Annotated in this window: 19 protein-coding genes and 1 pseudogene; 11 read left to right on the top strand and 9 right to left on the bottom strand. The window is 43.3% G+C overall.

Annotated features, from left to right (window positions below):
- Window positions 1–20: 20 nt before the first annotated feature.
- Both ACRRSX_RS06740 and ACRRSX_RS06735 read left to right on the top strand, forming a co-directional pair.
- Complete coding sequence (locus tag ACRRSX_RS06740) at window positions 21–1,718, top strand: flotillin family protein (protein WP_432456195.1); 1,698 nt, start codon at window positions 21–23, stop codon at window positions 1,716–1,718.
- 1,413 nt (window positions 1,719–3,131) lie between these two features.
- Window positions 3,132–3,488: a hypothetical protein gene (locus ACRRSX_RS06735; protein ID WP_432453966.1), complete on the top strand. Its 357-nt coding sequence runs from the start codon at window positions 3,132–3,134 to the stop codon at window positions 3,486–3,488.
- Between the two features lie 731 nt (window positions 3,489–4,219).
- On the opposite strand, the gene ltrA is transcribed toward ACRRSX_RS06735, so the two are convergent.
- A complete protein-coding gene (gene ltrA, locus ACRRSX_RS06730) occupies window positions 4,220–5,551 on the bottom strand; it encodes a group II intron reverse transcriptase/maturase (RefSeq protein WP_432453967.1) in 1,332 nt (443 codons plus the stop codon).
- 642 nt (window positions 5,552–6,193) lie between these two features.
- On the opposite strand from ltrA, the gene ACRRSX_RS06725 reads away from it, so the two are divergent.
- Window positions 6,194–6,658: a RipA family octameric membrane protein gene (locus tag ACRRSX_RS06725; RefSeq protein ID WP_432453968.1), complete on the top strand. Its 465-nt coding sequence runs from the start codon at window positions 6,194–6,196 to the stop codon at window positions 6,656–6,658.
- A 797-nt stretch (window positions 6,659–7,455) separates the two neighbouring features.
- Window positions 7,456–8,052, top strand: coding sequence for a class I SAM-dependent methyltransferase (locus tag ACRRSX_RS06720; RefSeq protein WP_432453969.1), 597 nt, complete (start codon window positions 7,456–7,458; stop codon window positions 8,050–8,052).
- 257 nt (window positions 8,053–8,309) lie between these two features.
- Here the strand turns inward: ACRRSX_RS06720 and ACRRSX_RS06715 are convergent, their stop codons facing one another.
- Window positions 8,310–9,644, bottom strand: coding sequence for an MATE family efflux transporter (locus ACRRSX_RS06715; protein WP_432453970.1), 1,335 nt, complete (start codon window positions 9,642–9,644; stop codon window positions 8,310–8,312).
- Window positions 9,645–10,693: 1,049 nt separating this feature from the next.
- Between ACRRSX_RS06715 and ACRRSX_RS06710 the strand changes: the two genes are divergently transcribed.
- Window positions 10,694–11,128 carry a GNAT family N-acetyltransferase gene (locus tag ACRRSX_RS06710; protein ID WP_432453971.1) on the top strand — a complete coding sequence of 145 codons (435 nt, stop codon included), beginning with the start codon at window positions 10,694–10,696 and terminating at the stop codon, window positions 11,126–11,128.
- A 28-nt stretch (window positions 11,129–11,156) separates the two neighbouring features.
- On the opposite strand, the gene ACRRSX_RS06705 is transcribed toward ACRRSX_RS06710, so the two are convergent.
- Window positions 11,157–12,107, bottom strand: a complete 951-nt coding sequence (locus ACRRSX_RS06705; RefSeq protein WP_432452353.1) for an IS110 family transposase — start codon at window positions 12,105–12,107, stop codon at window positions 11,157–11,159.
- Window positions 12,108–12,603: 496 nt separating this feature from the next.
- Window positions 12,604–13,281: pseudogene (locus tag ACRRSX_RS06700) on the bottom strand (FMN-dependent NADH-azoreductase).
- A 114-nt stretch (window positions 13,282–13,395) separates the two neighbouring features.
- Between ACRRSX_RS06700 and ACRRSX_RS06695 the strand changes: the two are divergent.
- Window positions 13,396–14,286, top strand: coding sequence for a LysR substrate-binding domain-containing protein (locus ACRRSX_RS06695; protein WP_432453972.1), 891 nt, complete (start codon window positions 13,396–13,398; stop codon window positions 14,284–14,286).
- Between the two features lie 10 nt (window positions 14,287–14,296).
- Here ACRRSX_RS06695 and ACRRSX_RS06690 read toward each other — a convergent pair whose 3' ends face one another.
- From ACRRSX_RS06690 to ACRRSX_RS06675, 4 genes are all read right to left on the bottom strand, one after another.
- On the bottom strand, window positions 14,297–15,526 hold the full coding sequence (locus tag ACRRSX_RS06690) for a winged helix-turn-helix domain-containing protein (protein WP_432453973.1): 1,230 nt from the start codon (window positions 15,524–15,526) through the stop codon (window positions 14,297–14,299).
- Window positions 15,527–15,622: 96 nt separating this feature from the next.
- Entirely contained in the window at window positions 15,623–16,186 is a 564-nt protein-coding gene (locus tag ACRRSX_RS06685) for a GNAT family N-acetyltransferase (RefSeq protein ID WP_432453974.1), read from the bottom strand.
- Between the two features lie 25 nt (window positions 16,187–16,211).
- Window positions 16,212–16,439: a cupin domain-containing protein gene (locus ACRRSX_RS06680; protein WP_432456196.1), complete on the bottom strand. Its 228-nt coding sequence runs from the start codon at window positions 16,437–16,439 to the stop codon at window positions 16,212–16,214.
- Between the two features lie 573 nt (window positions 16,440–17,012).
- On the bottom strand, window positions 17,013–18,791 hold the full coding sequence (locus ACRRSX_RS06675) for a choline/carnitine O-acyltransferase (protein WP_432453975.1): 1,779 nt from the start codon (window positions 18,789–18,791) through the stop codon (window positions 17,013–17,015).
- A gap of 642 nt (window positions 18,792–19,433) precedes the next feature.
- Here ACRRSX_RS06675 and betB point away from each other — a divergent pair.
- The 5 genes from betB (at window position 19,434) to ACRRSX_RS06650 (ending at window position 25,489) form a co-directional block, all read left to right on the top strand.
- The gene (betB, locus tag ACRRSX_RS06670) at window positions 19,434–20,900 is read left to right on the top strand and encodes a betaine-aldehyde dehydrogenase (protein ID WP_432456197.1); all 1,467 of its coding nucleotides are present in this window, start codon (window positions 19,434–19,436) and stop codon (window positions 20,898–20,900) included.
- Between the two features lie 9 nt (window positions 20,901–20,909).
- Window positions 20,910–22,595: a choline dehydrogenase gene (gene betA, locus ACRRSX_RS06665; RefSeq protein ID WP_432453976.1), complete on the top strand. Its 1,686-nt coding sequence runs from the start codon at window positions 20,910–20,912 to the stop codon at window positions 22,593–22,595.
- 255 nt (window positions 22,596–22,850) lie between these two features.
- Window positions 22,851–24,068, top strand: coding sequence for a BCCT family transporter (locus ACRRSX_RS06660; protein WP_432456198.1), 1,218 nt, complete (start codon window positions 22,851–22,853; stop codon window positions 24,066–24,068).
- A 597-nt stretch (window positions 24,069–24,665) separates the two neighbouring features.
- The gene (locus tag ACRRSX_RS06655) at window positions 24,666–24,977 is read left to right on the top strand and encodes an antibiotic biosynthesis monooxygenase family protein (protein ID WP_432453977.1); all 312 of its coding nucleotides are present in this window, start codon (window positions 24,666–24,668) and stop codon (window positions 24,975–24,977) included.
- 23 nt (window positions 24,978–25,000) lie between these two features.
- Window positions 25,001–25,489, top strand: coding sequence for a GNAT family N-acetyltransferase (locus ACRRSX_RS06650; protein WP_432453978.1), 489 nt, complete (start codon window positions 25,001–25,003; stop codon window positions 25,487–25,489).
- Window positions 25,490–25,586: 97 nt separating this feature from the next.
- Here the strand turns inward: ACRRSX_RS06650 and ACRRSX_RS06645 are convergent, their stop codons facing one another.
- Window positions 25,587–26,219, bottom strand: coding sequence for a bifunctional 4-hydroxy-2-oxoglutarate aldolase/2-dehydro-3-deoxy-phosphogluconate aldolase (locus ACRRSX_RS06645; RefSeq protein WP_432453979.1), 633 nt, complete (start codon window positions 26,217–26,219; stop codon window positions 25,587–25,589).
- Window positions 26,220–26,222: the final 3 nt, after the last annotated feature.

The raw sequence follows: 26,222 nt of genomic DNA, 5'->3' as shown, positions 1-26,222 counted from the left end.
TATTAGTTAACAGTAACAGCATTGCTTTTTACTTAATTTGGGTCGGTATTGGGTTTATTGCCCTATTCACCATTGGTTTAATTTTAGCCAAGCTGTATATCCGAGCCACCAAAGAAACAGCCTTTGTCAGAACCGGTTTAGGCGGAGAGAAGGTGGTGAAAGATGGCGGCGCGATAGTCTTGCCAGTGGTGCATGAAACCATTCCAGTAAATATGAATACCCTGCGTATCGAAGTCGAGAAAACCCAAAAAGACGCATTGATTACCAAAGACCGGATGCGGGTTGATGTTAAGGCCGACTTTTACTTGCGAGTTGCACCGAATAGCGAAGGTATTTCGATGGCCGCCCAAACCTTGGGAACTCGCACCATGCGTGTGGAAGAGTTGAAAAAACTGATGGAGTCCAAATTTGTCGATGTGCTACGTTCGGTGGCCGCAGAAATGTCGATGACCGAAATGCACGAACAACGTTCAGACTTTGTACAAAAAGTGCAACAAAACGTGATGAACGATTTAGAGAAAAACGGCTTAGAACTCGAGTCTGTTTCCTTAACTGGCTTTGACCAAACTGACTTACAATTTTTTAATGAAAACAATGCATTTGATGCCGAAGGTCGTGCTCGATTAACTAAAATAATTGAAGAAAAACGTAAAGAAACCAACGATATTCAGCAAGAAAACCGCATTAAGATCGAACAGCGCAACCTAGAAGCAGAAAAACAATCGCTTGAAGTGAGTAAGCAAGAACAAGAAGCCAAACTCACCCAAGAACAAGTGCTGGCGTTTAAACGAGCCGAACAAAAAGCCGAAATTTCAAAAAACCGTGAAATGAAAGAGCAAGAAGAGCGGGAAGCCGAAATTGCCAAAGAGCGCGCCTTAGAAGCGGCTGAAATTGAAAAATCTCGTGATATTGAAACTCGTGAAATTGAAAAAAGTAAAACCTTAGAACAAGCCAGTATTCAACGCCAACGTGATTTAGAAGTTGCCGGACAAGATAAACAAATCGCGATTGCCCAAAAATCAGAAGAAGAATCGGCGGCTCAAGCAAAAGCAGCTGAAGCAGAAAAAGTCAAAGTTGAGAAAAGTGAAGCGGTGATTACCGCGCGCCAAATTGCCGAAGCGAATCGTCGTAAAGAGATTGAGGTGATTGATGCGCTAAAAGAAGCCGAACGTGATGCGGTTGGTATCACCGTGCAAGCCGATGCCGAAAAGAAAGTGGCGCAAGATAAAGCATCTGCCATTTTGATTGAAGCGAAAGCCGAAGCCGATGCCAAAAAACTCCAAGCCGAAGCCGATGAGAAGGTGTATGCCGTAGAAGCCGCCGGTAAACAAGCAATGTACGAAGCTGAAAACACCTTGCGCGATGAACAGGTCGAGCTGCAAAAATCATTGGCGATCCTAAAAATATTACCTGAGTTGGTTGCCAGCGCCGTGAAGCCTTTAGAGAACATTGAAGGCATCAAAATTCTCCAAGGCTATGGCGCGGGTCATGGCAGCTCGCTAAATGGAGAATCCAACAGTCACGGTCTTGCGGAACAAGTCACAGAAGCGGCCCTAGGATATCGCGCAAATGCCCCCTTAGTTGATGCCATGTTAAAAGAGGTTGGCTTGGTGGATAAAAACAATGGCTGTTTGGAAGATTTGCTCACCGGCCAGTCAAGTCTCATTGAAGATGCTTTAGCAGTTACCAAGCAAGCTGAATCTGCAGCTAACTCATAACAAGTTGAACCAACCAACTAGAAAATCTTAGAAAGGGGCTTAAGCAGCCCCTTTAGTTTGACTTAGCTGTATCGTTCATATGGGACCAGACACATCTTAATACAGCTCGCAATCTAAGCTGACAGTTGAGAGTGTGCGTATCTAACGCGCTTTTGCCCCGTTCTTTGTTAGCAACGGGGTAAAAGCTTTCGCCTACGGCGACATCATTTTTCTTTGCTGGCCAAAGAAAAGTATACAAAAGAAAGGCCACCCTGCATCTTCTTAGATCCTCCGTTGCTCACTCACAAGGGCGTTGAAGTAAACACTACGCTCAAACAGACTTCAACTTTTCTCCCTTGTTCATTTGCGCTACTCGGCGAAGATGATGGGATTTAAAAGCGTAATCTTGGCTATCGAGAGTATGAAAGGTTTTTGTTTTTAGAATGGGGGTCTAGTTTATTCTAGTTTATTTTTTTGAGCGTCATTTTTTACGATCAAAAATAGCTCATACAAAATCCTTTCTAACTCAGTTTTGCCCCATTCTGTCATTCTGTGTTAGCAACGGGGGAAAAGCTTTCGCCTACGTCGACGTCATTAAGCTTCAACGAGCAAAGCTTAGCGAAGCAAAAAGAAAGCTCGCCCTGCATCTTCTTAAACCCTGTGTTGCTCATTCTCAAGGGCGTTGAAGTAAACACTACGCTCAAACAGACTTCAACTTTGCTCCCTTGTTCATTTGCGCTACTCGGCGAAGATGATGGGATTTAAAAGCGTAATCTTGGCTATCGAGAGTGTGAAAGGTTTTTGTTTTTAGAATGGGTGTCTAGTTTATTCTAGTTTATTTTTTTGAGCGTCATTTTTTACGATCAAAAATAGCTCATACAAAATCCTTTCTAACTCAGTTTTGCCCCATTCTGTCATTCTGTGTCAGCAACGGGGTAAAAGCTTTCGCCTACGTCAACGTCATTTTTCTTTGGCGAGCAAAGAAAAACGAAGCAAAAAGAAAGCTCGCCCTGCATCTTCTTAAACCCTGTGTTGCTCATTCTCAAGGGCGTTGAAGTAACTCGCTACGCTCAAACAGACTTCAACTTTGCTCCCTTGTTCATTTGCGCTACTCGGCGAAGATGATGGGATTTAAAAGCGTAATCTTGGCTATCGAGAGTGTGAAAGGTTTTTTTTAAATTGGTGTCTAGTTTCTTGTTGAAGAACAGGCGTCCGGCTTCCTTCAGACATTCCCTCACGGTAACGCCCTTGCCATTCGCTAGTAGTTAGCGTTTAATAATCAAAGTGTTATTAAACGGTGACCTTCCTACAGAGGACTTTCACCTCATTAGTTCATGCCCATGCTGGGCGTACACAAGCAAAGGCAGCATCGCCCTACGGGCTGGACGGCTACGCCGCCGCTGCTTTGAGCGTTAGGTGTTACTAAAGGTTTCGATGAAAATTTCCAGTAAAGTTAAAAATCTTATTTTATTTATTCCAGCGGCACTTATTCTTTCCATGTTTATCGTTTACGGAATCGGAGATTTTTGGGTAATAGGAGTTGTAGCTGAGCCTGCTGAAATTGCGCGTTTTAATTTTGGCGCAGAAGCTATGATTGCTCATGGTGGCGACAAATATCGCTCTTCTTTTACATACGCTCTTGCTAGCTTAGTCATTGGGCTAATTGGTATATTAGGTTTTGTTGGTTCATTATATATTTTGTCTAAAGCTAAAAGTAATCCTATAGGGAAAGCATATTTAACTTCTGCTAGTGTGGTATTGTTAATATTCTTTATCGGGCAAGTTTGGTAAATGTAACACCTAATCGGGTAGCCGGAGGAATCTAACCTCCAGCCCCCACAACACCCTGCATGCGGCTCCGCACAGGGCGTTTCCTGAAAACGGTTAAAATACAACGGCCGATTAGCTCCTTTGCATTCCAATGATGGCTTCTGTTTTTGCGCCATGACTCCTCAGTCCGGTCGGATACGGAGACAATGAGCTGCACAGGCTCCTCATTGATTTTCAGGTTCAGGCCTTCACCATGTCCCAACCATTACACAATAGAACGGCATTGGGACTTTTTATCTAAAAAAAAGCCGTCTGCTTAAATCGCCATAGCGTGAGTTAAACAATCGCCTGTTAAGCAGATCTCCCCACTCTTTGTTTATAAGAAGTAGAACATGCACTTTCTCTTTTCTCTGCACTGCTGCATCATTTACGGTGGCCGTTAGATCACATGGCTTCGTTGTCTTGTGCCAACTCGCCTCCAGCCTACGCCTCATATGATGTTTTTGTTCATCAGCTCGCCCTCTCTTTAGATAAAAAGGCGTCCGGCTTCCTTCAGACATTCCCTCGCGGCAATGCCCTTGCCATTCGCTAGTCCTTAGCGTTTAATAATCAAAGTGTTATTAAACGGTGACCTTCCTACAGAGGACTTTCACCTCATTAGTTCATGCCCATGCTGGGCGTACATCGGGTAGCCGAAGGTATCTAGCCTCCAGCCCCCACAACACCCTGCATGCGGCTCCGCACAGGGCGTTTCACTTAGAATGGTGAAGCTTAATCCATCCATCTCGAAGCGCAAATAGACCTTGGGATGCTAAATAAGCATTCGATAATGCTTGTTGGATCCCCGGTGTTTTCGAGCTTCTCCATGGGCCTTTACTGGTTATGCCACAGGCTACCGCGGCTTGAACATGTACTCCTCTACGCATCAGATTTCTTACTTTGGTTCTCGGTTTTCGCCACTGTCGCCAGTAGGCCATTCGCACTCTGCGCCTTATCCAGTGATCTAGATCTACGCACAGTTGATAGCAATTCGCGATCCCAAAGTAGTTTATCCATCCTCGCAAGTATTGGCTTACTTTAAATAGCTGATAGCCCATCGACACGCCCCAGTTACGGTTTGTTAGACGCCTAATTTGTTGTTTAAAACGGTGTAACGTTTTGGCATGAATTTGCAGCCGTCCCGCTTTAAAGGTAAACCCTAAGAACTTACTCTTCGCCGTTTTAACCACCTGACTTTTGGCTGTATTAACCACAAGTTTTAAGCGCCGTTGCAAGAAGCTACTAATGCTCGTAAGCACTCGTTCACCCGCACGCTGACTTCTCAGCAAAATGGTAAAATCATCGGCGTAACGAGCAAACTTATGCCCTCGCTTTTCCAGCTCTTTGTCCAATGGATCGAGCATGATATTGGCCAGCAAGGGCGATAATGGTCCCCCTTGCGGTACACCTTCTCGACTTTCCTGATAGCACTGGTTATGGATAAAACCCGCTCTCAGGTATTTTCCAATCAGTGTCAGTAGCCGTTTATCTTGAACTCGATTTCCCAGTTGACTCATTAATAGATCATGGTTAACTCGGTCAAAGAATTTAGATAAATCGACATCAACGGCAAAGCGTCGGCCTTGCTTGATGATGCTTTGCACTTGTTTCACCGCTTGCTGCCCATTCTTGTTTGGCCTAAATCCAAAGCTGTTCGCTGAGAAGCTAGGGTCAAAGGTAGGCGTTAGCACTTGGGCAATGGCTTGCTGGATGACACGGTCGAGCACGGTTGGGATCCCCAGTAGGCGCTTCCCGCCATCGGGTTTATCTATCTCCACACGGCGTACCGGTTTAGGCTGATACTGGCCATTACGCAGCGCAGCAGCAACCTGCTTCCAGTGTAGTTTTGCCCAAGAAGGAAATGCATCAATGGACATGTTATCCACTCCAGCAGCCCCTTTATTGGCTCGAACACCTTGCCACGCGAGCTGAATATTCTGCCGCGTTAGCATATGTTCGAATAGATGTTGGCTAAAGGTTGGCTGCGAGTTATTACGCTGAATCGCATCTACGCCGGACGGCGAATGGGTGTTCAAGTTTAACAAGGCTCCTCCTTTATTCTAAGTGTTCAGGCCTTCACCGTGTCCCAACCATTACGATGGGCGTTGGGCTACTATGCCGTCTGCTGACTTCTGCTTAATCACCGTTTGAGTTACCCCAAATAGCGCTATCGTTGTTCATCGTATTTGCTCACTTAAGTTGATGAGAATTAAGTGCCAGGCCTGTTGAACTAGCGGCCAAGCTAGTGAGTTTAACGATCGCCTGTTAAGCAGACCTCCCCAGATAAGAACATGCACTGTCTCTGCACTGCTGCATCATTTACGGTGGCCGTTAGATCACATGGCTTCGTTGTCTTGTGCCAACTCGCCTCCAGCCTACGCCTCATATGATGTTCTTGTTCATCAGCTCGCAGATTTGCGTCCGGCTTCCTTCAGACATTCCCTCGCGGCAATGCCCTTGCCATTCGCTAGTAGTTAGCGTTTAATAATCAGAATGTTATTAAACGGTGACCTTCCTACAGAGGACTTTCACCTCATTAGTTCATGCCCATGCTGGGCGTACACAAGGCGTTTAAGTCCGATGCAAGCACTGCGTTTCCTTTGTGCTTCGCTTCGCGAATTATTGCACAAAACAAACTCCGTGCTTGCACGGCTTAACTTGGCGTTATAAGGCTTTAAGAGGGATGCATGGAAATACAGAAAGAATTTACTATTGAAAATGTATTTGGTGATTTGGTTCATTATTATGAAGTCAGAATGGTGGCGTTGAGTGATTTTTCAACAAGAACATGGAATCGCTTTAACTGGTTTCTAACTGTCCATCTGGCTGCATTTGGTTTTATATTCTCAAGTTTAGTAAAGGTTGAAAGCAGTCATTGGTATTTGATTGCTTCAATTACGGTTGGTTTTACTGCGTTAATCTGGTCGTGTTTGGGCTATGAAGATTTTCATCAAATGCAGCGGTATAGTAAAGAGTGCAAAGAAATCGAATCTACATTTTTATCAACCTTAAAAGAAAGGGAAGGTATCAGCTTTATGAAGCCCAAAAGCGGCCAGAAGGTGAAATTTCCGTTTAAGCAGACTCGTCTTCTATACTTATTTCCATTGATATTATTCAGTTCTTGGTGTGGTTTAAGCTTCTATTTAGTTTAAGCCAAGCCTCATAATCGGGTAGCCGGAGGTATCTAACCTCCAGCCCCTACAACACCCTGCATGCGGCTCCGCACAGGGCGTTTCCTGAAAACGGTTAAAATACAACGGTCGATTCGCTCCTTTGCATTCCAATGATGGCTTCTGTTTTTGCGCCACCGTTCCTCAGTCCGGTCGGATACGGAGACAATGAGCTGCACAGGCTCCTCATTGATTTTCAGGTTCAGGCCTTCACCATGTCCCAACCATTACACAATAGAACGGCATTGGGACTTTTTATCTAAAAAAAGCCGTCTGCTTAAATCGCCATGGCGTGAGTTAAACGATCAGCTTGCTAAGCAGAGCTCCCCACTTTTTGTTTATAAGAAGTAGAACATGCTCTTTCTCTTTTCTCTGCACTGCTGCATCATTTACGATGGCCGTTAGATCACATGGCTTCGTTGTCTTGTGCCAACTCGCCTCCAGCCTACGCCTCATATGATGTTCTTGTTCATCAGCTGCCCTCTCTTTAGATAAAAAGGCGTCCGGCTTCCTTCAGACATTCCCTCGCGGTAATGCCCTTGCCATTCGCTAGTCCTTAGCGTTTAATCATCAGAATGTTATTAAACGGTGACCTTCCTACAGAGGACTTTCACCTCATTAGTTCATGCCCATGCTGGGCGTACACAAGTGTAGTCACCTGACACAAATTGCTACGCGCCTTTTTGTGTTTTCGCTATGCTCAATTTTACACAAAAAGGCACTACGCAATTCGTGCAGATGCTACAGGCGTTATGTACTTTTTCGGGAATCAGGAAATTATGGATGAAAATACTGAACTTTGGCGTCAGTACTATGAAAAGGCACTATCTCGCTCACACTCAAAGCGAACTGAGTTTGCAGTCCAATTCAATGAATCAAACCTCAAAGTAGCTACTGACTGTGGCTGTGGAACAGGCAGTGATATTGAGTATCTAGAGAAACAGGGTTTTCAAGTTCATGGCTTCGATATTAACCCTGATTCGGTTGCTATTTGTCGAGACAGGTTTGGGGCAAAATCATTAGTGGATATCTTAGAATCTTCATTTGAGTCGTTCGACTATCCAACATCTGGTGTAGTTATCGCGAATTCAAGTTTGTTCTTTGCGGACCCAGACCGATTTGAAAAGACCTGGAGCAACATTAAATCTTCAATTGAAATCGGAGGGGTGTTTGCTGGTGATTTCATGGGTTTCAAAGACAGTTGGGCTAAAAACTATCGCAGTCCAACAACACCTTTATCGGAGTTAGAGGTAAAGGCTTTATTCTTAGACTTTGAAATAGTCAGGTTCTTTGAGCGTGATGAAAAATCGAGAACTTCATTGGGTAGAATGAAGCATTGGCATACGTATTCCGTGATCGCGGTGAAACGTACATAATCCGGTAGCCGGAGGTATCTAGCCTCCAGCCCCCACAGCACCCTGCATGCGGCTCCGCACAGGGCGTTTCCTGAAAACGGTAAAGAATTACTGAGACACCCACTCTAAATCGTTGGACAAAATCACATAGCCATCCCCACCGGCTATTGAAATGTTTAAATGGCTGTCTTGTTTTCATGCATTAACACAATAAACCATAGGAAAACTAATGGGTAGCGCGTTTCTTATAACAAGCGCTACCCAAACAAACAATAGTGCTAATAAGCACTATTTATGGTTGTAATTCGCGATTGTGTTCGCAAGTGTTTATACCTAGATATAAATACCTTTGCGTCAATGACATTTGCTAGTGCCACTACAGTAAACAGCCAAACGACCCCCAATCCGAGATGAACAATAATCAGGCTAGGAATAATGATATTAAGCCACAGTAATACGATCTTAATTATTGCCGTTTTCGATACATCTCCAAGTCCCCTTAAGGCGGCGGTATAAACGAACTGCAGACCTAATGGTATTTGAGCCAAGCCGATAATACGTATATATAGCGAAGCCTCATGGATCACACCTAGTTCATCGGAAAATATACGGGCGAATGACTCAGGATTGATAGCCATCAGTAAGCCTATACCTCCCATAAACAGACATGTCAATTTCGCAGTAACTGATACAACCTTATCAACATCTTTTGGTCTGTTTGCTCCCACAAATCGACTGACTAGAGTGGCAGCCGCGGCCGCTGTACCAAGCCCTGGCAAAAAAGCAATGCTCTCAACTCGATAACCAATTTGAAAACCCGCCGCGACTGAGATCGCATAGCTGTTTATGAGAACTATAATAATCAGCCAACTTATCTGGAATGTGAAATTTTCCACAACAGATGGAACCCCAAGCTTAAGTATGCCTTTCACTTGCTTGAAAGCACTCTTTGCTTGTATTGAGTGTGCAGAAGATATTTTTATAACAACGAGATAGAGAAAAACATTAAATGTTGTAGCAACAATAGTCCCTAATGCTGCCCCTTGAATGCCCAATGCGGGCACTCCAAATTTGCCAAAGATAAATATGTAATTGAACGCAACGTTTAGCCCTAAACTAGCTATTTTAATTTTCATTGGCAGCTTACTGTTGCCCGTTGATACAAAATAAGTAAACAGCAATACATCAAGATAGATAAAAATCGACCCCGCTAATAAAGTACCGAAGTACAGAGAGCCAAGAGTAGCGACTTCACTTGTTGTTTGAAAAAGCAAATATAAGTCAGCGACAAATGGAATTGCGGCAGTGGTAAGACCATATAATGGTAAAGCAATGATAAACATAGCTCCAAGGACATTAGTGGCAGTTTGATACTGCATCGCGCCAGTAAAGCGAGCCACGAGTATGCCACCACCTGTAGCAAATAGGTTGTCTAATACACCTATTGTACCTGCGAGCAGTACTAGGCCCATACCAACAGCAGTTAGCTCGGCTGTACCAAGTTGACCAATCATGAAGAGATCGATAAGAACCATTGCCATATCAAGAAATAGCTTCAAGGATACAGGGATCGCAATTGTTAAAACTTGCTTTGAAAATGATTGAGAAGTCATTGACTAATCTACATACACGGTAGCGTATGTCTCCATATAGAGATGGAGGCTAGTATCAAGGAGAAGGATTTTGAATGGTTTGCTCCTAGTACTAGCCGCAATGTTCCGCGGCCTACTAGGGGCACGGATACGTTAGTTACAAGTACCGTTGAGCGTAGATCTAGCTATGGTAGCTATATCTGTTAGTTACGCTGAGCGGCGGATTCTATCCGCTGAGGCAAAAATACGAAAATTCCATTTTACGAAATAAATCATGATGGCCTCCTTTAAGTAATTAACGATCCATTTAGGCTTTTGAATTTACTGAACGTTTGTTGCGATGTCAAACTAATGGTTAGTTTCTACGTGCCTCAGATCTGAACAAAATCTTTCATACTCGGTCTATCACTCAGAGGTGGCGATCGTCATTTTGGGATACTAAAAGTTACTCGAGATCTGATCATTCACTTAATTGCTCTAAGGCACTTTTGTCCAGAGGCGTGTTACACCAATCGATAGGCTAACAATATTTTGCCCCAAAATGAGTTAGCTTATTTTTTTGGGGAGCTGTTAGTCTCGTTTTTATCATTTAGTTTTGGATCGATCTGTTAGTGAGGGTTTCGCCCTGACGGCGATATACTTTTCTTTGCTGGCCAAAGAAAAGTATACAAAAGAAAAGCCACCCAGCATCTTCTTAAACCCTGTGTTGCTCATTCTCAAGGGCGTTGAAGTAAACACTACGCTCAAACAGACTTCAACTTTGCTCCCTTGTTCATTTGCGCGACTCGGCGAAGATGATGGGATTATAAAGCGTAATCTTGGCTATCGAGAGTGTGAAAGGTTTTTTTAGAATGGGTGTCTAGTTTATTTGTTTATTTTTTCTAGTTTATTTTCCGCATGGTCAAAATGGTGATTGACTGGTATGCTGTTGATAAATTTAAACATTAAAGGATATGTGAGTTTCTGTGGTGCGTGATAGGTGGTAACTTCGCATGCGTGAAAGATGGGAATTTGCATATTAATATACTGTTATATGTTCTTAAATTTTCTAATCTACATTAGAGGTAAGTGTGAGAATTGTTGTAAGTAAAGATAAAGAGTCTATTAAAATTTCTCAGAAAATTCGTAATGAAATTTTTGTTCGAGAACAAGGAATACCATTACACTTAGACCTAGATGGTTTAGATTCAAATGCTTATCATTCTTTAGCATATATTGATGATTTAGCCATTGGCGTTGCTAGGTTGGCCTTAACAGAAAATAACAATGCTGTTATGGCTAGAATTGCTATAAAAAAAGACTACCGAGGCAATGGAGTGGCAACTAAATTGATTGATTCATTAATTGATAAGGCCAAACAATTAAATATAAACAGTATTGAAATACATGCTCACGAATATCTAAAAGAATATTACGAAAATTTTGGTTTTAATTTTGTAAAGAAAGTTGAGAAAGTCGGTGAGCATCAGTTAATTGAAATGCGTTTGAGCCAACCGAACATATAACAAACGACTATGGTGTCAATAAGTTAGATTAAATTATTTTTGCATCCCATAAGGCGCCATCTCGTAGCATTGAGTTTAGGATGGTTACCATCTTTCTTACGCATGCAATGATGGCTACTTTTTTAGGTTTCCCTTCAGCTAAAAGCCTCTGATATGTGCTCTTAAAAATGGGGTTACATTGGATGGCTGACATCATGGCCATGTATAAAACGGTTCTTACTTGAGCTCGTCCCCCTTGAATTTTTCTGAGCCCTTTATAGCGGCCACTTTCTCGGTTCATTGGGGCCACTCCGACGAGAGATGAGGCTTGTTTATTGGTTATTAACCCTAACTCTGGCAGGTTACTAATGATAGACGCCGCTGCAATTTTCCCTATTCCTGGCATGCTTTGTAATATCTCATTCTTGGCTTGATACTCAGGGTTACTTTCAATTAGCTTGATAATCTTGCTTTCAATTTTCTCTATCTGATTTTTAAACGCAGTTAAAATAGGTTTAATCGTCAGAATGAGTTGCGAGGGCATAATTTTCATGCGATTTTTTTCCATTGTTTGCATCGAAAGAAGCTGGTTTCTTCGGATGACTAAATCTGCCATGAGTCGCATAGAATCTGGCTTTAGTGTCGTTAAATTGGGCTTTATAGCTTCGGCGTAGTGCGCGATAAGTTTTGCGTCAAGTTTGTCTGTTTTAGCCCTCTGCCCGATAGCGCCTGCAAAACGTCTTACATGAACAGGGTTGGCTATTACATAAGGTAGTTTGGCATTGTGACAAGCTATAATAAAAGGCATTTCTAATCGACCTGTAGCTTCAATCACGACTCGTAATGGCGTGTGTTTTTGAATGATTTTTATTGCTTGCTTGATACCTTTATCATCGTTGGAGACAGTGAAGAAAATGTCGAGGGGTCTAATATAAACATCAAGTTGTTCTTTACCTGTATCGACACCGACGTTAATACATTTATTTGTTACTGTATTCATAATAAGCTGACTCTATATTGCGTAATACGGGTTCTAGACCCTGTAGACTATTCGAGTGTGGTGCTTGGAGTTCCACTTAATGCTCACGTTTGTTATCGGCCTTTGAAAGGAGCCTTAAGAATATCGAGCTATTAAATAGAAGCTTAAGTTGCTGCTTAAGCCTGAGTCTCACTTTACTCATATTTCTTAATAATTATCCATACAATAAGAATAGGTGTCGCGCAGCCGACACCTATTCGGGTGTTGAACAAGCCCGATGCTCCTTTCTATAGTAAATAACGGTGTTGATGCTGGCGGGGCCAAGGCCTTGTTCGTTTTCCCAAGGCGAGTCTGGCTAAGACTGGGGGAATGGCGTTAAGCCCTTACTTGCCATATTTTTTCTAATGAAAACTTTCACTTCAGGAGTCTTAACGCTAACAAGCTTCTGTCCAGTTACGATATCCGCAGGCCGACTGTACGATCTTGCCAAGCTCTATCCGCAACCGTGAAAGCTCATCTATGAGCGAGTACAACTTAAGGCAAGATTTTCCACCAAGGCTGCAATCGCTTGTTTGGCGTGTTCAATAGACAATTGATGCCGGTCATCAGCAAACTCTTGGTACTCAGCCCCGATTTCATAAACACGATCGGCCCCTAAATATTTTGCTAATTGTTTAATATGTGGACTCAGGTGGTTCAAGTTCTCTCGTACTCCACCAGGCCCAAAACCAAATTCGCCACAGGAGGTCAGTAGCACCAATATCTTTCCTCTCATTAAAGGTTCTATTGGAAAATCGCCTCGCGCAAGATCAAAACTAAAGGTTTTATTCACCCGCATAATTTGATCAAACCATGCCTTCAATACCGCAGGCATACCGTAGTTATACATCGGTGAAGTAATCACGATAACATCTGCATTGCTCACCTGTTCAAGGTAAGCCTCTGATTAAGCGAGAACAAAATGCTGCTGCTCAGTTCGATCGGTTTCCGGACGAAACGCCGCGGCAATCCAGTCTTGGCAAATAAACGCTGGTGGATGAAGGCCAATATCTTGATAAACCACCTTTGTTTGATGATTTTTTCTCATCCATAGTTCGATGAAGCGACGCCCCAGAGCCTTAGAGATCGAATTGTAGCTTGCGGTATCATGATCAGTACCACGAACGCTAGAATCGATATGTAAAATATTGTTCATTGTTTGCTACCTTTTCTGCATAATTAGTAGCCCTAGTCTCTTCCAAGTAAGTTGGTTAGACAAATGCTCATATTTTCCTTATAAAGTAATTTATCTCACCTATAGGGCTTGTATATGTTTCAGAGACTTCCCCCCTTAAATGCCATTCGTGCCTTTGAAGCTGCGGCGCGACTTAATAGCTTTAAAGATGCGGCCAATGAATTAAACGTTACGCCGACCGCCATTTCACACCAAATAAGAGGTCTTGAAGACAAACTTAAGATCCGTTTATTTGAACGAAAAACTCGGTCAGTAGTTTTGACTCACGAAGGAGAATTACTGGCAGCCACAGCCAATAAATCGTTGCATGATTTACTGCATACGGTAAACCAGCTAACTTCCTCACCCAACACCCTCACCATCAGCACCACGAACTCATTTGCGGCCATGTGGTTGGTCCCTCATCTCTCCGATTTCCAACAACAACACCAAGAGATTGAGATCATCATTAGAGCGGAGGAATCATTAATCGATATTGAATATGATCGACGGGTTGATATGGTGATCCGCTATGGGGAGCCACCACATGCTCAAGCTGGTACAGAGGTACTTATTCAAGAAAAACTAGCCTGCTTTGCCACAGCAGAATATTGGGAAAAGCATTATAAAAATCCTTCTGATTCTGTTTTTTACTGCACCCAGTGGAAGAATCAAAATTTACCGAGTTTGGCAATAGAAACACTTTTACCAAGTCTTCTCAGCAGCGTCAGCTCACCAGCAATACGTTACTTTAACGATGAAAACCAAACCGTCCAAGCAGCCCTTTCGGGACAGGGCATTGGAGTAATGAGTCAACTCGCTGTTGAAACATCTGTCACAAATGGCTGGCTAGTACCAGGAAAACTCGACATGGCCAAAGAATTCTCCGGGCTGCATTACTATCTGGTGATCCCAACAAGGCAGCAAACTAATCCAGCCGTGGTTCAATTTAAAAATTGGCTTTTACAAGCATTAGCGAAGTGCTAACCCTAGTCATTTAAGCCAGCGGCTTTAGCGCATCTTGCAGCGCTTGGCTGAGGTGTTTGGGATGAACATTCACAAGCGAGACTGAATCACACTGTTGGAAAGACCGGAATTTTTCAATAGCCTCTACAAAAGCGCTTATCATGAGTTCTTGATTGAAAGCTTGTTGCTCTAAATACAACGATTTAATTTCTAAAAGACGTGTTTTCCGGTGCGCTTTGCAATCCATTCGACCGATGAATTGATCCTGAAAAAGCAACGGCAAACAAAAATAACCATATTGGCGCTTCGCTTGTGGCACGTAACACTCGATCTGGTAATCATATTGAAACAGGCTTTTCAGTCGTTCACGCTGAATGACACAGTTATCAAATGGCGACAAAATTAATAAGCGTTTATTCAAACTTGGAAGACGGCCATCGAGAACGCCATTTTCAATGGCCTTGCTTTTGATTAGAAAAACTTCACCACTGGCAATTTTCACCTGTTCTAAAATGCCCTGCGCCAAGCCTTCGTTCACCAGTTTTTTGACCGCACTGCGTAATTTAGAATCACGGCGTAAATAGGTTAGTCCTTTCAAAGAAACTAAACCATGACAGCGCAACTGCTGCTCAACCAAATGGCTCGCAAACGCTTCCATACTCGGCATGCTCGAATCAACATGGGCAGGCAATACTCGCTCGGTTAAATCGTAAGTTTTCTGAAATCCCTCACGATGACTCACCATCAAATCGCCTTGCATGTAGAGCTGTTCTAGCGCTTTCTTCGCCGGCTTCCAATCCCACCAGCCAGCACGCTTTATCGAGCTTGTTTCCAGATCTCGGGAGCGCAACGGACCCTCGGCACGAATCCGCGCCAACAATTCAAGCATCAGCTTTTTATCGGTATTTTTATACCAGTGCGTTTGACCACTCTTAATTGCCTGCTTGTAGGGCAAGGAAAAACGAAAATCATCGATGGGTAGCAATGCTGCCGCATGTGACCAATACTCAAAAAGATCACCATTTAACAACAGTTGATTGCTCATCGCAGGCTCGAACTTTGGCACTCTAGAATGGAGTACATGATGATGCGCCCGCTCCACCACCGATATGGTATCGAGCTGAACATAACCTAAGTGATGAATCGCCTTACGCGCCCCCGCCAGGCCACGCCCAAACGGCTGAGCCTGCAACAAACATTGAGACGCCAAAGCAAAACGGCGAAGACGAGATAAGTCTTTAGGATGTTTCAATTCAATCATCGTTGGATGAGACCTTATTTAGCGTCAAAGCGCAGGTGAATAGTAAGTCTAATGCCGTGAAGAGCTCGCCTGCAGGATCGGTATGAGCGCCTACATTCACAATGGGGGCTTCAAAGAGAAATCCAACTGGTATTCATTGATTCGCTCAATCCGATCATTTGCCAGTTCATGAGCGATTTGTACCGTGAACTGAAAACCAAGCTTTTTAAGTACTGCACCGCTCGCACTGTTCCATGGCTGTGTCCCTGCCCACAACAAATTCTGAAACCCGGTCGCTTTTAGCTGGTGAATCAATGCCTGACAAGCTTCTGTCGCGAGACCTGCCCCCCAATACAATGGATCGATCCAATACGCTAAAGCAAAGCCAGCTCCTCTTCGTGACAATGAGAGTTGACCAATAACTAACTGAGTATATTTATGGCGAATGCTCCATACATAACATGAACCACTTTCCCAGTCTTTTACTCGGCTTTCATGCCAAGCAATGATCTGCGCTTTAGTTTTAAGCCGTGCAAGTGGTAGCTGTCTGGGGAATTTTTCGCAATGAAGCGCGGTTTGCATGGCTTGCCAATCACTCACTTTAATTGGCCGAAATTGTAATCTATCTGATTTAAACTCTGTATTAATTTCCATCCCCGGTGCGATGTGCAAATGTTTCAAGCACTTCCCCATATTGATTCGAGTTTTACTTCAACTCAATTTCTACAAATGAAAACGGATAATCATTGGCATTCACTACGTGATGCTCTACACCAATAGAACGATAACAAGACTGCCCCGCTTTTAGTTCAGCGATGCCTGGACCTTCACAGGTTTCAAGAAGCAACTCACCTTTCACATTTAGGACAACAATATAATCATATCGATGCTTATGCCAGCCAGTTTCCGCACCGACAGCAAAGCTGTCACTCAGTCATCATGAAATGTAAACACAACTTGATTCGACCGTTTCTGCTGTACAACTTCTATTTGGGCCCGACTCTAATTCAATATTCTCGGGTAGCTAAAAACCAATTAAATGGCACATCGCACCAACAAGTCAACAAATTGTAAACCGCAATACCTCCGCTGCTGCGTTCACTGCAATTTATTGTTCAGTATTGATTCGAAAAATATATCGTTATCTGCCCCAACAGAAGCCTTATAGATTCTCTATGCGCATTAACCACTGGGCGATATAGGCAGCATATACCCGAGCCTCTCTTCGCCAAGTATGACTGCAAGGGCGAAATCATGTTCGAGGAAACCCGCGATGACCTTCTGCTGGCCCACGGTCAATCATAAGTGTGATGTTATTGAATGATGTCAACATAAAGCCGACAAAAATGAGTGCGAAGTAAGCTATTTTTAAGCCTTACGGAACCAGGCGGCAACATCAGCGATGCGATTAGCACGCCCCTTAGCAGAAGCAAGCACTAATTCACTTCATTCACTGCCACTTCGAATAGAAGTGAATTTACGCCTAGTACCTGAAGCCCAAACAATACTAGCTTCGCATTAACTCCGCCATTTCAAGCAGTGATTGCTCTATATAAGCTTGCATCTGCTCAAGTTTGTCCTGCATTGCCGTTCTACTGGTCATATTGAAACAAATGGAATCATGTTGCTTAAAATAACGGATCCCAAAGCCGTCATCGACAATCGGTCCATAACCTGCCAACTCAACGCCGTATTCTGATGTGGTACTGGTACACACAATGCTGTGTGTCAGTGCTTGATAACCCACGTCGCTAAATATTTGCGGAAGATTCTCAATACCAAGCGCATCCCCCACGCTGGTATAACGATATTTTAAGGCCAGTAAATGCGCATGAACGCCTTGACCAAAACGACACTCCTTGGCTCGTGCCACGTGCTTGCGAGTCGCTTGAATCAGCGCCGATTTTTTGGCCTCTGTAGAACAATTGGCCGCACCTATACTTTCGATAAACAGCATCGATTCAGGAGAAACCGTATACAAAACATCGATACGCCCACCGAGAAAAGTTCGAGTCATCACAGCTTCGTAGGCGCTGAAGCACTTGCCATAGAGTTTATATTCAGCCAACTGCAGCGCAAGCTGCACGAAAGCATCAGGGCTGACGCCAAATTGTTTAATTTGATTTTTACCAAACTGAGTAAAATTCAAAACTCTGGTTTGAGTATTGGCAACATGCAGAGCGAACCAATCCTCCGCAGAGCAAAGCGTTTGTTTCAAATCATCGTTTAAATCAAACTCAATTTCTTCAACCAGAGGAACAGCCGCTTGATTTCTCTTCGCAGAAACTTTCGCTTGAGGCAAACAACACTGATCAATCGTGTCATAAATATGAGCGATTAAACGAAGCATGACCGAACCATCCACGCCTGAGTGCTCAAAATTGATCCCCGTTTTACCATTCTTGAAAACAATAAACTGCAGTGATTTGTCAAAGAAGCGATCCTGTCCAGAACCGTGAAGTAACTGTTTTGAGATCTCGGTGAGCGCTTCCGGGCAATCTTCATCAAGACTCACGACAAAAGCAGCATCTTCGATAATGCGCATTCGCTCGCCATTTCTCGCCGATATTTCAAGTAAATCGGCTCTACTTTTTGCCCAGTCATCGCGTGGCAAAGTACTGAGTAAACCAAAGTTTTGTCCTTTCTCTGAACCAGAAAGAATTTCATCAAACGCAGATTCAAGTGCAGATAGGGCGTGAATATTACCGTATTCATCCAAGACATTGAGCTGATAGATCCGCTGATGATGCATGATTACAATATGCTTTCTAGACGACCCGACTTTCAGATCATCAGTGCCTTGCTGCGGTATTCTGGTTGCAGAAAAAATATTTTGATACTGTTCCATGCAAAGTGGCAGATCTTTTTGCATGTCAACCTTCAAGGTTTTGTTATCAATCAAAGCGATAAACTGGTAAACACTCACAATCAGCGCAGCGGCAATAGTTGCTTGTGAGTTTGTTTTTTCATCAAGCTTACTTTTCAGGTAGTAAAATACGTTACTATGGATCACCAACGATTTGGGACATGCTAAGTAAAAGTCACGCCAAACAGGGGCGAACCAGTTAGAAATTGCGGGTGCTTGAGCCCATTCAATCAGATCATGCTGTAGCCTTTCTCCCTCCCCCCCGGGCTGAAGAAACCGCGTAATAAGCGCTCGAGTTTGACCTCGCTCTTGTTCCGTCAATAATGGCGCAGCCCATTCCATGAATTTACCGCAGGTTTCATTTAGCTCTGGCACCGGCATAATAGGTAGCTCTTTTTGACAACTAAATGTGTTATCCATGGACCTTTCACTCCTCAAACAAACAAGTGTTTCCTTCTCATCAGTCACCAACGAACATCCAAAAAACTAGCGTAATTTAGTCCTAAGAGATAAACCTTTTATCGAGTTTGAAGCATCCCCTTTTATCATCATTTACCCAGCCAACGACCTGTAACATCGGAACGAATGTCAGTAGAGTTTATTTTAAAAGGTGAGCGTTATTTGCACTCTGCGACCATTTGATGAGAACCACGCCCGTCAGGGCTGTGCGTTCATCAGTACAGCTATAAAATGATTACAATTCAAATTGTTTTAGCTGTAATTATATCTTTTATTGATCTGAACATGACTAGCGTTATATTAATTAGTACATTTAAAACAATGTGTTATCTAATTGAGTATAAATTTACAATTCAGTAAATACTTATTCACCACTTGATAATTAGAGCTCTAATCATTAGGATCGTAATCAAATAAACACCCAGCTGATTGTTTTTTAAACGAAGCTTAGACTTATCTATGCCCAATCACTCGGTATAACATATCTAATTACAGCCGCACTTTTGATGTCGCGCTGATACAACAACTTAAAAATACAGGCAACTCTGCAGCGGTATGAAAACGAGAACTAAAGCAGTAATTGGCCAGTATGGAGAAACCTTGATGCCATCGTTAGTCGTTTATCAAAACTATGTTCATGGTCAATATATATCTAATGGTACGGGTGAAACATTTGAAGTCATTAACCCGGCAACTGGTCGCGTCAGCTACCTGGTTGAAACGGCCAATCAAGCGATTCAAGAAGCGGCCATAAAGAGTGCTCAATCTGGGTTTAGCACATGGTCAAAAATGCTCCCCATTGAACGCAGCCGTATTTTGTTAAAAGCCGTGGCTTTATTGCGTGAATACAATGATGAACTCGCTGCGCTTGAAGTTCTGGATACCGGCAAACCATGGCAAGAAGCATCGGTGGTTGATGTCGTGACGGGTGCAGATTCAATTGAGTTTTTTGCAGGCTTAGCGCCAAGCATTGAAGGAAGTCAGCAACCGATTGGCGATGATTTTTATTATACCCGCCGTGAGCCTCTTGGAATTTGTGCGGGAATTGGCGCTTGGAACTATCCTCTGCAAATTGCTTGCTGGAAAGCGGCCCCTGCGCTGGCCTGTGGCAATGCCATGATTTTTAAACCCTCAGAGGAAACCCCGCGCGGCGCAATGCGCTTAGCTGAAATTTTGACTCAGGCAGGTCTTCCCGATGGTGTGTTTAATGTGGTTCAAGGCGATGCTCAAGTTGGCGCTTGGTTAACAGGGCACCAAGATATTGCCAAAGTGTCTTTTACTGGTGAAGTAGGCACTGGCAAAAAAGTGATGCAAGCTTCTGCTAGCTCATTAAAACAAGTCACCATGGAGTTAGGCGGTAAATCACCGCTGATCATCTTTAATGATGCAGACCTAGACAATGCTGTTTCTGCGGCCATGTTAGGTAATTTTTATACTCAGGGTGAAATCTGTACCAATGGCACACGAGTGTTTGTGCAACAAGATATTTACCCTCGTTTTATCGAACGTTTAATCGCGCGCACCGAACAAAACATTGTTTGCGGCGATCCGATGGATCCAAACACCAATTTTGGTGCGCTGATATCAAAAGCACATCAACAGAAAGTCCTCGATTACATCGAAATTGGCAAAGCTGAAGGGGCGACACTACTCACTGGTGGTTGCGCCTTACAACCAGAAAATGCACCCGATGGTTTCTTTGTTGCGCCAACAATTTTCACGGATTGCACCGACGATATGACTTTGTCAAAAGAAGAAATATTTGGCCCGGTGATGTCGATACTAACGTTTAGCGAAGAAGACGAAGTGATTGAACGGGCAAATCATACCCAACTAGGTTTAGCCGCTGGCGTATTTACTCAAGATATTAACCGTGCACATCGAGTGATACATCAGTTGCAAGCTGGAATTTGCTGGATCAATGCCTATGGTGCTTCACCAGCTGAAATGCCAGTGGGTGGCTATAAAATGTCTGGTATTGGCCGAGAAAATGGCAGCGAAACATTAAAAGCGTATACCCAAACTAAAGCGGTCTATGTGGGCATGCAGCCACTTGAAAGCCCATTTTAAGGAATAAATATGAGCAACGCTCAACAAGATTACATCATTGTAGGCGCGGGTAGTGCTGGCTGTGTGCTGGCCAATCGTTTATCAGCAGATCCGAGCAATCGGGTATTGCTGTTAGAAACCGGTGGCAGTGACAAAAGCATTTTTATTCAAATGCCAACCGCATTATCCATTCCGATGAATACTAAAAAATATGCCTGGCAGTTTGAAACCGAAGCAGAACCATTTTTAGACAAGCGCCGTATGCATTGTCCTCGAGGAAAAGTACTGGGCGGCTCGTCATCGATAAATGGCATGGTCTATGTGCGAGGTCATGCGCGCGATTTTGACGAATGGCAGCAACATGGGGCAAAGAATTGGGATTATGCGCATTGTTTGCCCTATTTCAAGAAAGCCGAAACTTGGTCATTTGGCGGCAATCAATACCGAGGAGATACGGGGCCACTTGCGGTCAATAACGGCAATCAAATGAAGAACCCCTTGTATCAAGCATTTGTAAATGCAGGGGTAGACGCCGGCTATTTGGCGACTGCAGACTATAATGGCGGGCAACAAGAAGGTTTTGGCCCGATGCATATGACGGTAAAAAATGGTGTTCGTTGGTCTACCGCAAATGCCTACCTCCGACCCGCTATACAGCGTGATAACCTAACAGTGATTACCCATGCCTTGGTGCACAAAGTATTATTTGAAGGTAAAACCGCGGTCGGCGTGCGCTACGAGCGTAAGGGACAAGTCATTGATGTATTTAGTGATAAAGAAGTCTTGTTATCTGCTGGTTCCATCGGATCTCCACATATATTACAGCTTTCGGGCATTGGTGAAGCGAGTACTTTAGCCAAAGCTGGCATAGAACAAATTCACCAGCTACCCGGTGTGGGCGAAAACCTGCAAGATCACCTCGAGTTCTATTTTCAATTTAAGTGTTTAAAACCAATATCTCTTAATGGAAAGCTGGACCCTTGGAACAAAATGTTAATTGGAACCCGTTGGATCCTGAATAAGTCGGGTTTAGGTGCAACCAACCATTTTGAGTCATGTGGCTTTATTCGTTCCAAAGCAAACTTAGAGTGGCCCGATCTACAATATCACTTTCTACCGGCAGCGATGCGCTACGATGGAAAAGAAGCCTTTGCCGGCCACGGTTTTCAGGTGCATATCGGTCATAACAAACCCAAGAGTAGAGGTTTTGTGAAAGTGGTTTCTAGCGACCCACATACGGCACCGAAAATTCAATTTAATTATTTATCTCATCAAGACGACATCGAAGGTTTTCGAGCCTGTGTTCGTTTAACCCGAGAAATCATTAATCAACCAGGCTTAGACGAATATCGCGGTGAAGAAATTCAGCCTGGATTAACCGTACAAAGCGATGAGGAAATTGATCGTTTTGTCAGAAATTCGGTAGAGAGTGCTTATCATCCGTCTTGTTCCTGCAAAATGGGTGAAGATGAGATGTCAGTGGTGAACTCAGAAACAAAGGTTCATGGGATTGAGGGCCTTAGGGTGATTGATTCTTCAATTTTTCCAACCATCCCGAATGGCAACTTGAATTCACCCACCATTATGCTGGCCGAGCGCGCCGCAGATATGGTTTTAGGTGTAGCAACTCTGGCGCCTAGCACTGCTGAAGTCGTGGTTGCAGAAGACTGGCAAAATAATCAGCGCTTACGGGCTGCAAAACGGCCGGCCAGCTAATCAGCCATCGCTATCATTTTATTGTAATAAGTGGGGGTTCGCCTCGCTTATCACAAATATGCGGTAACGGACCAACCGACGCGATTTCGCAAATGGTCCCTTAGCTAAGTTCAATTTATCAGGTTTTAACTATCGTCCGCACGATACTTAAGGTCTGATGGCAAAAGCCTTTATTAAAAATTGAGACCTGGCAGTTAAAACATAAAATAAGGAATTAATTATGTTTGCTAGTTATATACCTTCGGAGGCCAAATGATGACGACTTGGCTATCTATCGGCATTTTATTTACCTTCGTTGCCATTTCATTTATCATTTACCGTTGGGGAAACATCCAGTGTATTGGGGTCACTCCGGTGCGTAAGTTTACCTTTATCGCCATCCTATTTACCTCGGGATTAGATGTCGGGCTTATCATGTTCCCACTCACCGAGTTTTCTGGATACGCGGATTTAGTGACCAGCCCTGAATACGCCTTTAGTAATCCATTAGCGATAGAATTTGGTTTTTGGGGTTTCTTTATTTGGGCATTCTATTTCTTAACCTGCTTCTACTTTTGTGTGATAGAGCCCAGAGTTAAGTTTTTCGAAATCCCGTTGATTAAACTCATCAACAACATTGTTATCATTGGTACCTGCGCCTTTACGGCTTACTTATTACTGGTGAATCTACCCTGGTATTTACCCGAGTTGGGTGATGGTGAGACCATCGTAGGCAGTTTTTATCTAATCGTATTATTGGTGATTGCCACGGCGGTATATTCGAGTACCAACATTCGCTACGTAAGAGTTTTAAGCTTGGCGAGCAGCTGGTTGTTTTTAGCTTTAATCGGCTTAATGTGGGCTGGCGCATTCCTTGCCGATGGTTCGGGTCTTGGTGAATTCTTCTCAACCTTCGCGCTAATTGGGGATTATTTTGCCAATCTACATCACTTTGTCTTACCGATTAACGACTACCATGAATTTTACTTATTTTGGTGGTTTGCTTGGAGCATTATGATTGGTCAGTTTACCGCACGTTTTGTCGGCGGATTTAGAACTTATCAAGTATTAATTGCGATGATGGTATTCCCATCGATCCCTATCGCCATTTGGTTCACAGTACTATATTACTATAGTGTCAATGCAATTCCTGTAGCGGGATTTTACAATCTAGCAATGGTATTTGTTGGGGTAACATTTGTGATCAATTCGCTTGATTCATTGGTGCGCTTGTATACCGATAACCTAAATTTAACCGTACAGCGCTTTGGCAAAACAACCTATATTATCGGTAATATTGCCGTACTCAGTGGGCTCACACTATTATTCAAACTAGATTTTCTACAAATCCAGTGGGTTGGCGCATTAGCGATAGGACTCATCTTAGGCTGCTTTGGCTATATTTTACTGACCCACTATCGCCAAGTCGTCAAAATAAAATGTTCTCCAAAAGGGAATACCATCGACTATAACAAGATTGAACTATCTAATTAGATGAGGTCAATTCAGAGCGTGGTTTGCGCAATAGCGAAAGCCACGCTGCTAAACTTCGATAGCTAAATCAAGCAGAATAGCGTCCCAGCTGACTCTGCTTGATTTAGCGACTACACAACAAAACCTAAAGCGTGCAAATCTCTAAATACGCCCACTCAGCTTTCAGCTTATCTAGCATTTTATATTGCACCACGTTTGTTAAAGCCCCTTAATACCAAGCGGATGAGTCATCAGATCAACTTATTGCACAGAATAAATCTGCCAATAACCAGAGATAAAGTGCGCTAACGAGTGGCTCTAATTACAAGAAAAATAATGCAGTTAGCGCTGATTTATAGCTGCGAGAATGAACCGACAATGAGTTAGATGAGTATAAGGCTTTAGCCGCCAATGAGTTCTTGCTATCCTCCTCCCAGGCTTAAGTCATTGCCAAGATGTTAAATCAATTAAACTCGAAAACATCAGCTTTGTAAGCATCTAACAATCAAATACCATGATGCAATGCCGTCAAACCAAGTGGAGCAAACATGGCTACGATTATTAGAGAGAGTTATATTGAACAGTGACAAACAGCCTTAAATAACATCAGGAGCGCATATGTCGTTAATGGCCGAGACACCAGCACCACCTTATTACGCCGTTATTTTTACCTCTCTTCGCACGGAAGGTGATCAGGGCTATGCTGAAATGGCCGAAAAAATGTTTACACTCGCTTCCAAGCAAGCTGGCTTTATTGGCATTGAGTCTGCCAGAGAAGAACTAGGGATTACGGTTTCATACTGGTCCGATCTTGACTCAATCAAACATTGGAAAGCCAATATAGAACATCAGCAAGCTCAAAAAATGGGTCGAGAGCATTGGTATTCATCATTTAAAACTAGAATCGCTAAGGTTGAACGCGACTATTAGCTCTAAAAGGAAAAAGGAAGAAGATGCTTACTCTTAGGCCAATGAAACAAAACGAGTATCCCGCATATTGTGAGTATTTCATTGATGATTACAGCCGTGAAATTGCAGAAAATTATGGCCACCCGCTAGACCTTGCAATCGAGATGGCACAAAAAGCATTACAGCTTAGCTTTCCAAATGGTCTAGATACCAAACAACACGCCTTATTATGTCTTGAAATCAGCATAGACAATCAATCAAATGTGGTGGGCTATTTATGGCATGCCATTAATACAGAGGACCAGGCGACATTCATCTATGACTTTTATGTTAACGAAACCTATCGAGGTCGAGGTTATGCTAAGCAAGCGATTGCGCTTCTAGAAGCTCAGCTTCAGCAGCAGAGTATAAAACAAATCAAGCTTAGAGTTGCTTACCAGAATAAACGTGCGCTCAAACTCTACCAAGCACTAGGCTTTAGTATTTCAGGCTTCAATATGTCTAAAATTCTGGAAGGGCCGTCTAAGCGCTGATGACAAACAACTAATAATTAATATATACCTTGTGAATCAATTTAGATTCACAAGGTATATGGTGCGGATCAGCAGCGATGATGGCTTGGCTTAGGCATCACGCTTGCTTAACCAGCGCAACAGTGCGTTTCACCAATTCACTCACGCTATCCCAGTCAGATTGTTGAATGAGTTGCTTATCAACCATCCATGAGCCACCACAGGCAACAACCGCATCGATAGCAAGATAATCATTAATGTTACCTTCCGAAATCCCGCCTGTCGGCATAATATTCAACATAGAATAAGGACCAAGTAAGGCTTTAAGCATGGGGATCCCGCCAGAGGCCTCCGCCGGGAAATACTTCACGAGATGAATGCCATAATTCAAGGCCAATTCAACATCTGAAGGGCGACTAATGCCTGGAATAATCGGAATGTTATGCTGGATACATGCCTCAATGGTTTTAGGATTAATGCCTGGTGAAACAATAAAATCTGCTCCCGCATTTTTGGCCGATATCACCTGCGCTTCATTCAACACTGTGCCTGCACCAATCAACATCTTAGGCTGTGACTCGCGCAATGCCTTAATTGCATTTTCAGCGGCGAATGAGCGATAGGTTATTTCTGCTACGGGTAAATGGTTATCAACAAGTATTTTGCCTAAAGGCAATATATCCTGAGCATGCTCAACAACAATCACTGGGACAACTTTAAGCTTCGAAAGCTTGTTCAATAAATCAGACATACT

It is taken from the genome of Agarivorans sp. QJM3NY_30 (assembly GCF_050870855.2).
Taxonomy (GTDB): Bacteria; Pseudomonadota; Gammaproteobacteria; order Enterobacterales; family Celerinatantimonadaceae; genus Agarivorans.
This window is presented reverse-complemented; position numbering and strand designations above follow the sequence as displayed.

Coding starts and splice junctions, on each gene's coding strand:
- ACRRSX_RS06695 (WP_432453972.1), top strand. CDS start 13,396: ATGTTTCAGAGACTTCCCCCCTTAAATGCCATTCGTGCCTTTGAAGCT.
- ACRRSX_RS06675 (WP_432453975.1), bottom strand. CDS start 18,791: ATGGATAACACATTTAGTTGTCAAAAAGAGCTACCTATTATGCCGGTG.
- ACRRSX_RS06715 (WP_432453970.1), bottom strand. CDS start 9,644: ATGACTTCTCAATCATTTTCAAAGCAAGTTTTAACAATTGCGATCCCT.
- ACRRSX_RS06655 (WP_432453977.1), top strand. CDS start 24,666: ATGTCGTTAATGGCCGAGACACCAGCACCACCTTATTACGCCGTTATT.
- betB (WP_432456197.1), top strand. CDS start 19,434: ATGCCATCGTTAGTCGTTTATCAAAACTATGTTCATGGTCAATATATA.
- ACRRSX_RS06705 (WP_432452353.1), bottom strand. CDS start 12,107: ATGAATACAGTAACAAATAAATGTATTAACGTCGGTGTCGATACAGGT.
- ACRRSX_RS06660 (WP_432456198.1), top strand. CDS start 22,851: ATGACGACTTGGCTATCTATCGGCATTTTATTTACCTTCGTTGCCATT.
- ACRRSX_RS06735 (WP_432453966.1), top strand. CDS start 3,132: ATGAAAATTTCCAGTAAAGTTAAAAATCTTATTTTATTTATTCCAGCG.
- betA (WP_432453976.1), top strand. CDS start 20,910: ATGAGCAACGCTCAACAAGATTACATCATTGTAGGCGCGGGTAGTGCT.
- ACRRSX_RS06650 (WP_432453978.1), top strand. CDS start 25,001: ATGCTTACTCTTAGGCCAATGAAACAAAACGAGTATCCCGCATATTGT.
- ACRRSX_RS06690 (WP_432453973.1), bottom strand. CDS start 15,526: ATGATTGAATTGAAACATCCTAAAGACTTATCTCGTCTTCGCCGTTTT.
- ACRRSX_RS06725 (WP_432453968.1), top strand. CDS start 6,194: ATGGAAATACAGAAAGAATTTACTATTGAAAATGTATTTGGTGATTTG.
- ACRRSX_RS06720 (WP_432453969.1), top strand. CDS start 7,456: ATGGATGAAAATACTGAACTTTGGCGTCAGTACTATGAAAAGGCACTA.
- ACRRSX_RS06645 (WP_432453979.1), bottom strand. CDS start 26,219: ATGTCTGATTTATTGAACAAGCTTTCGAAGCTTAAAGTTGTCCCAGTG.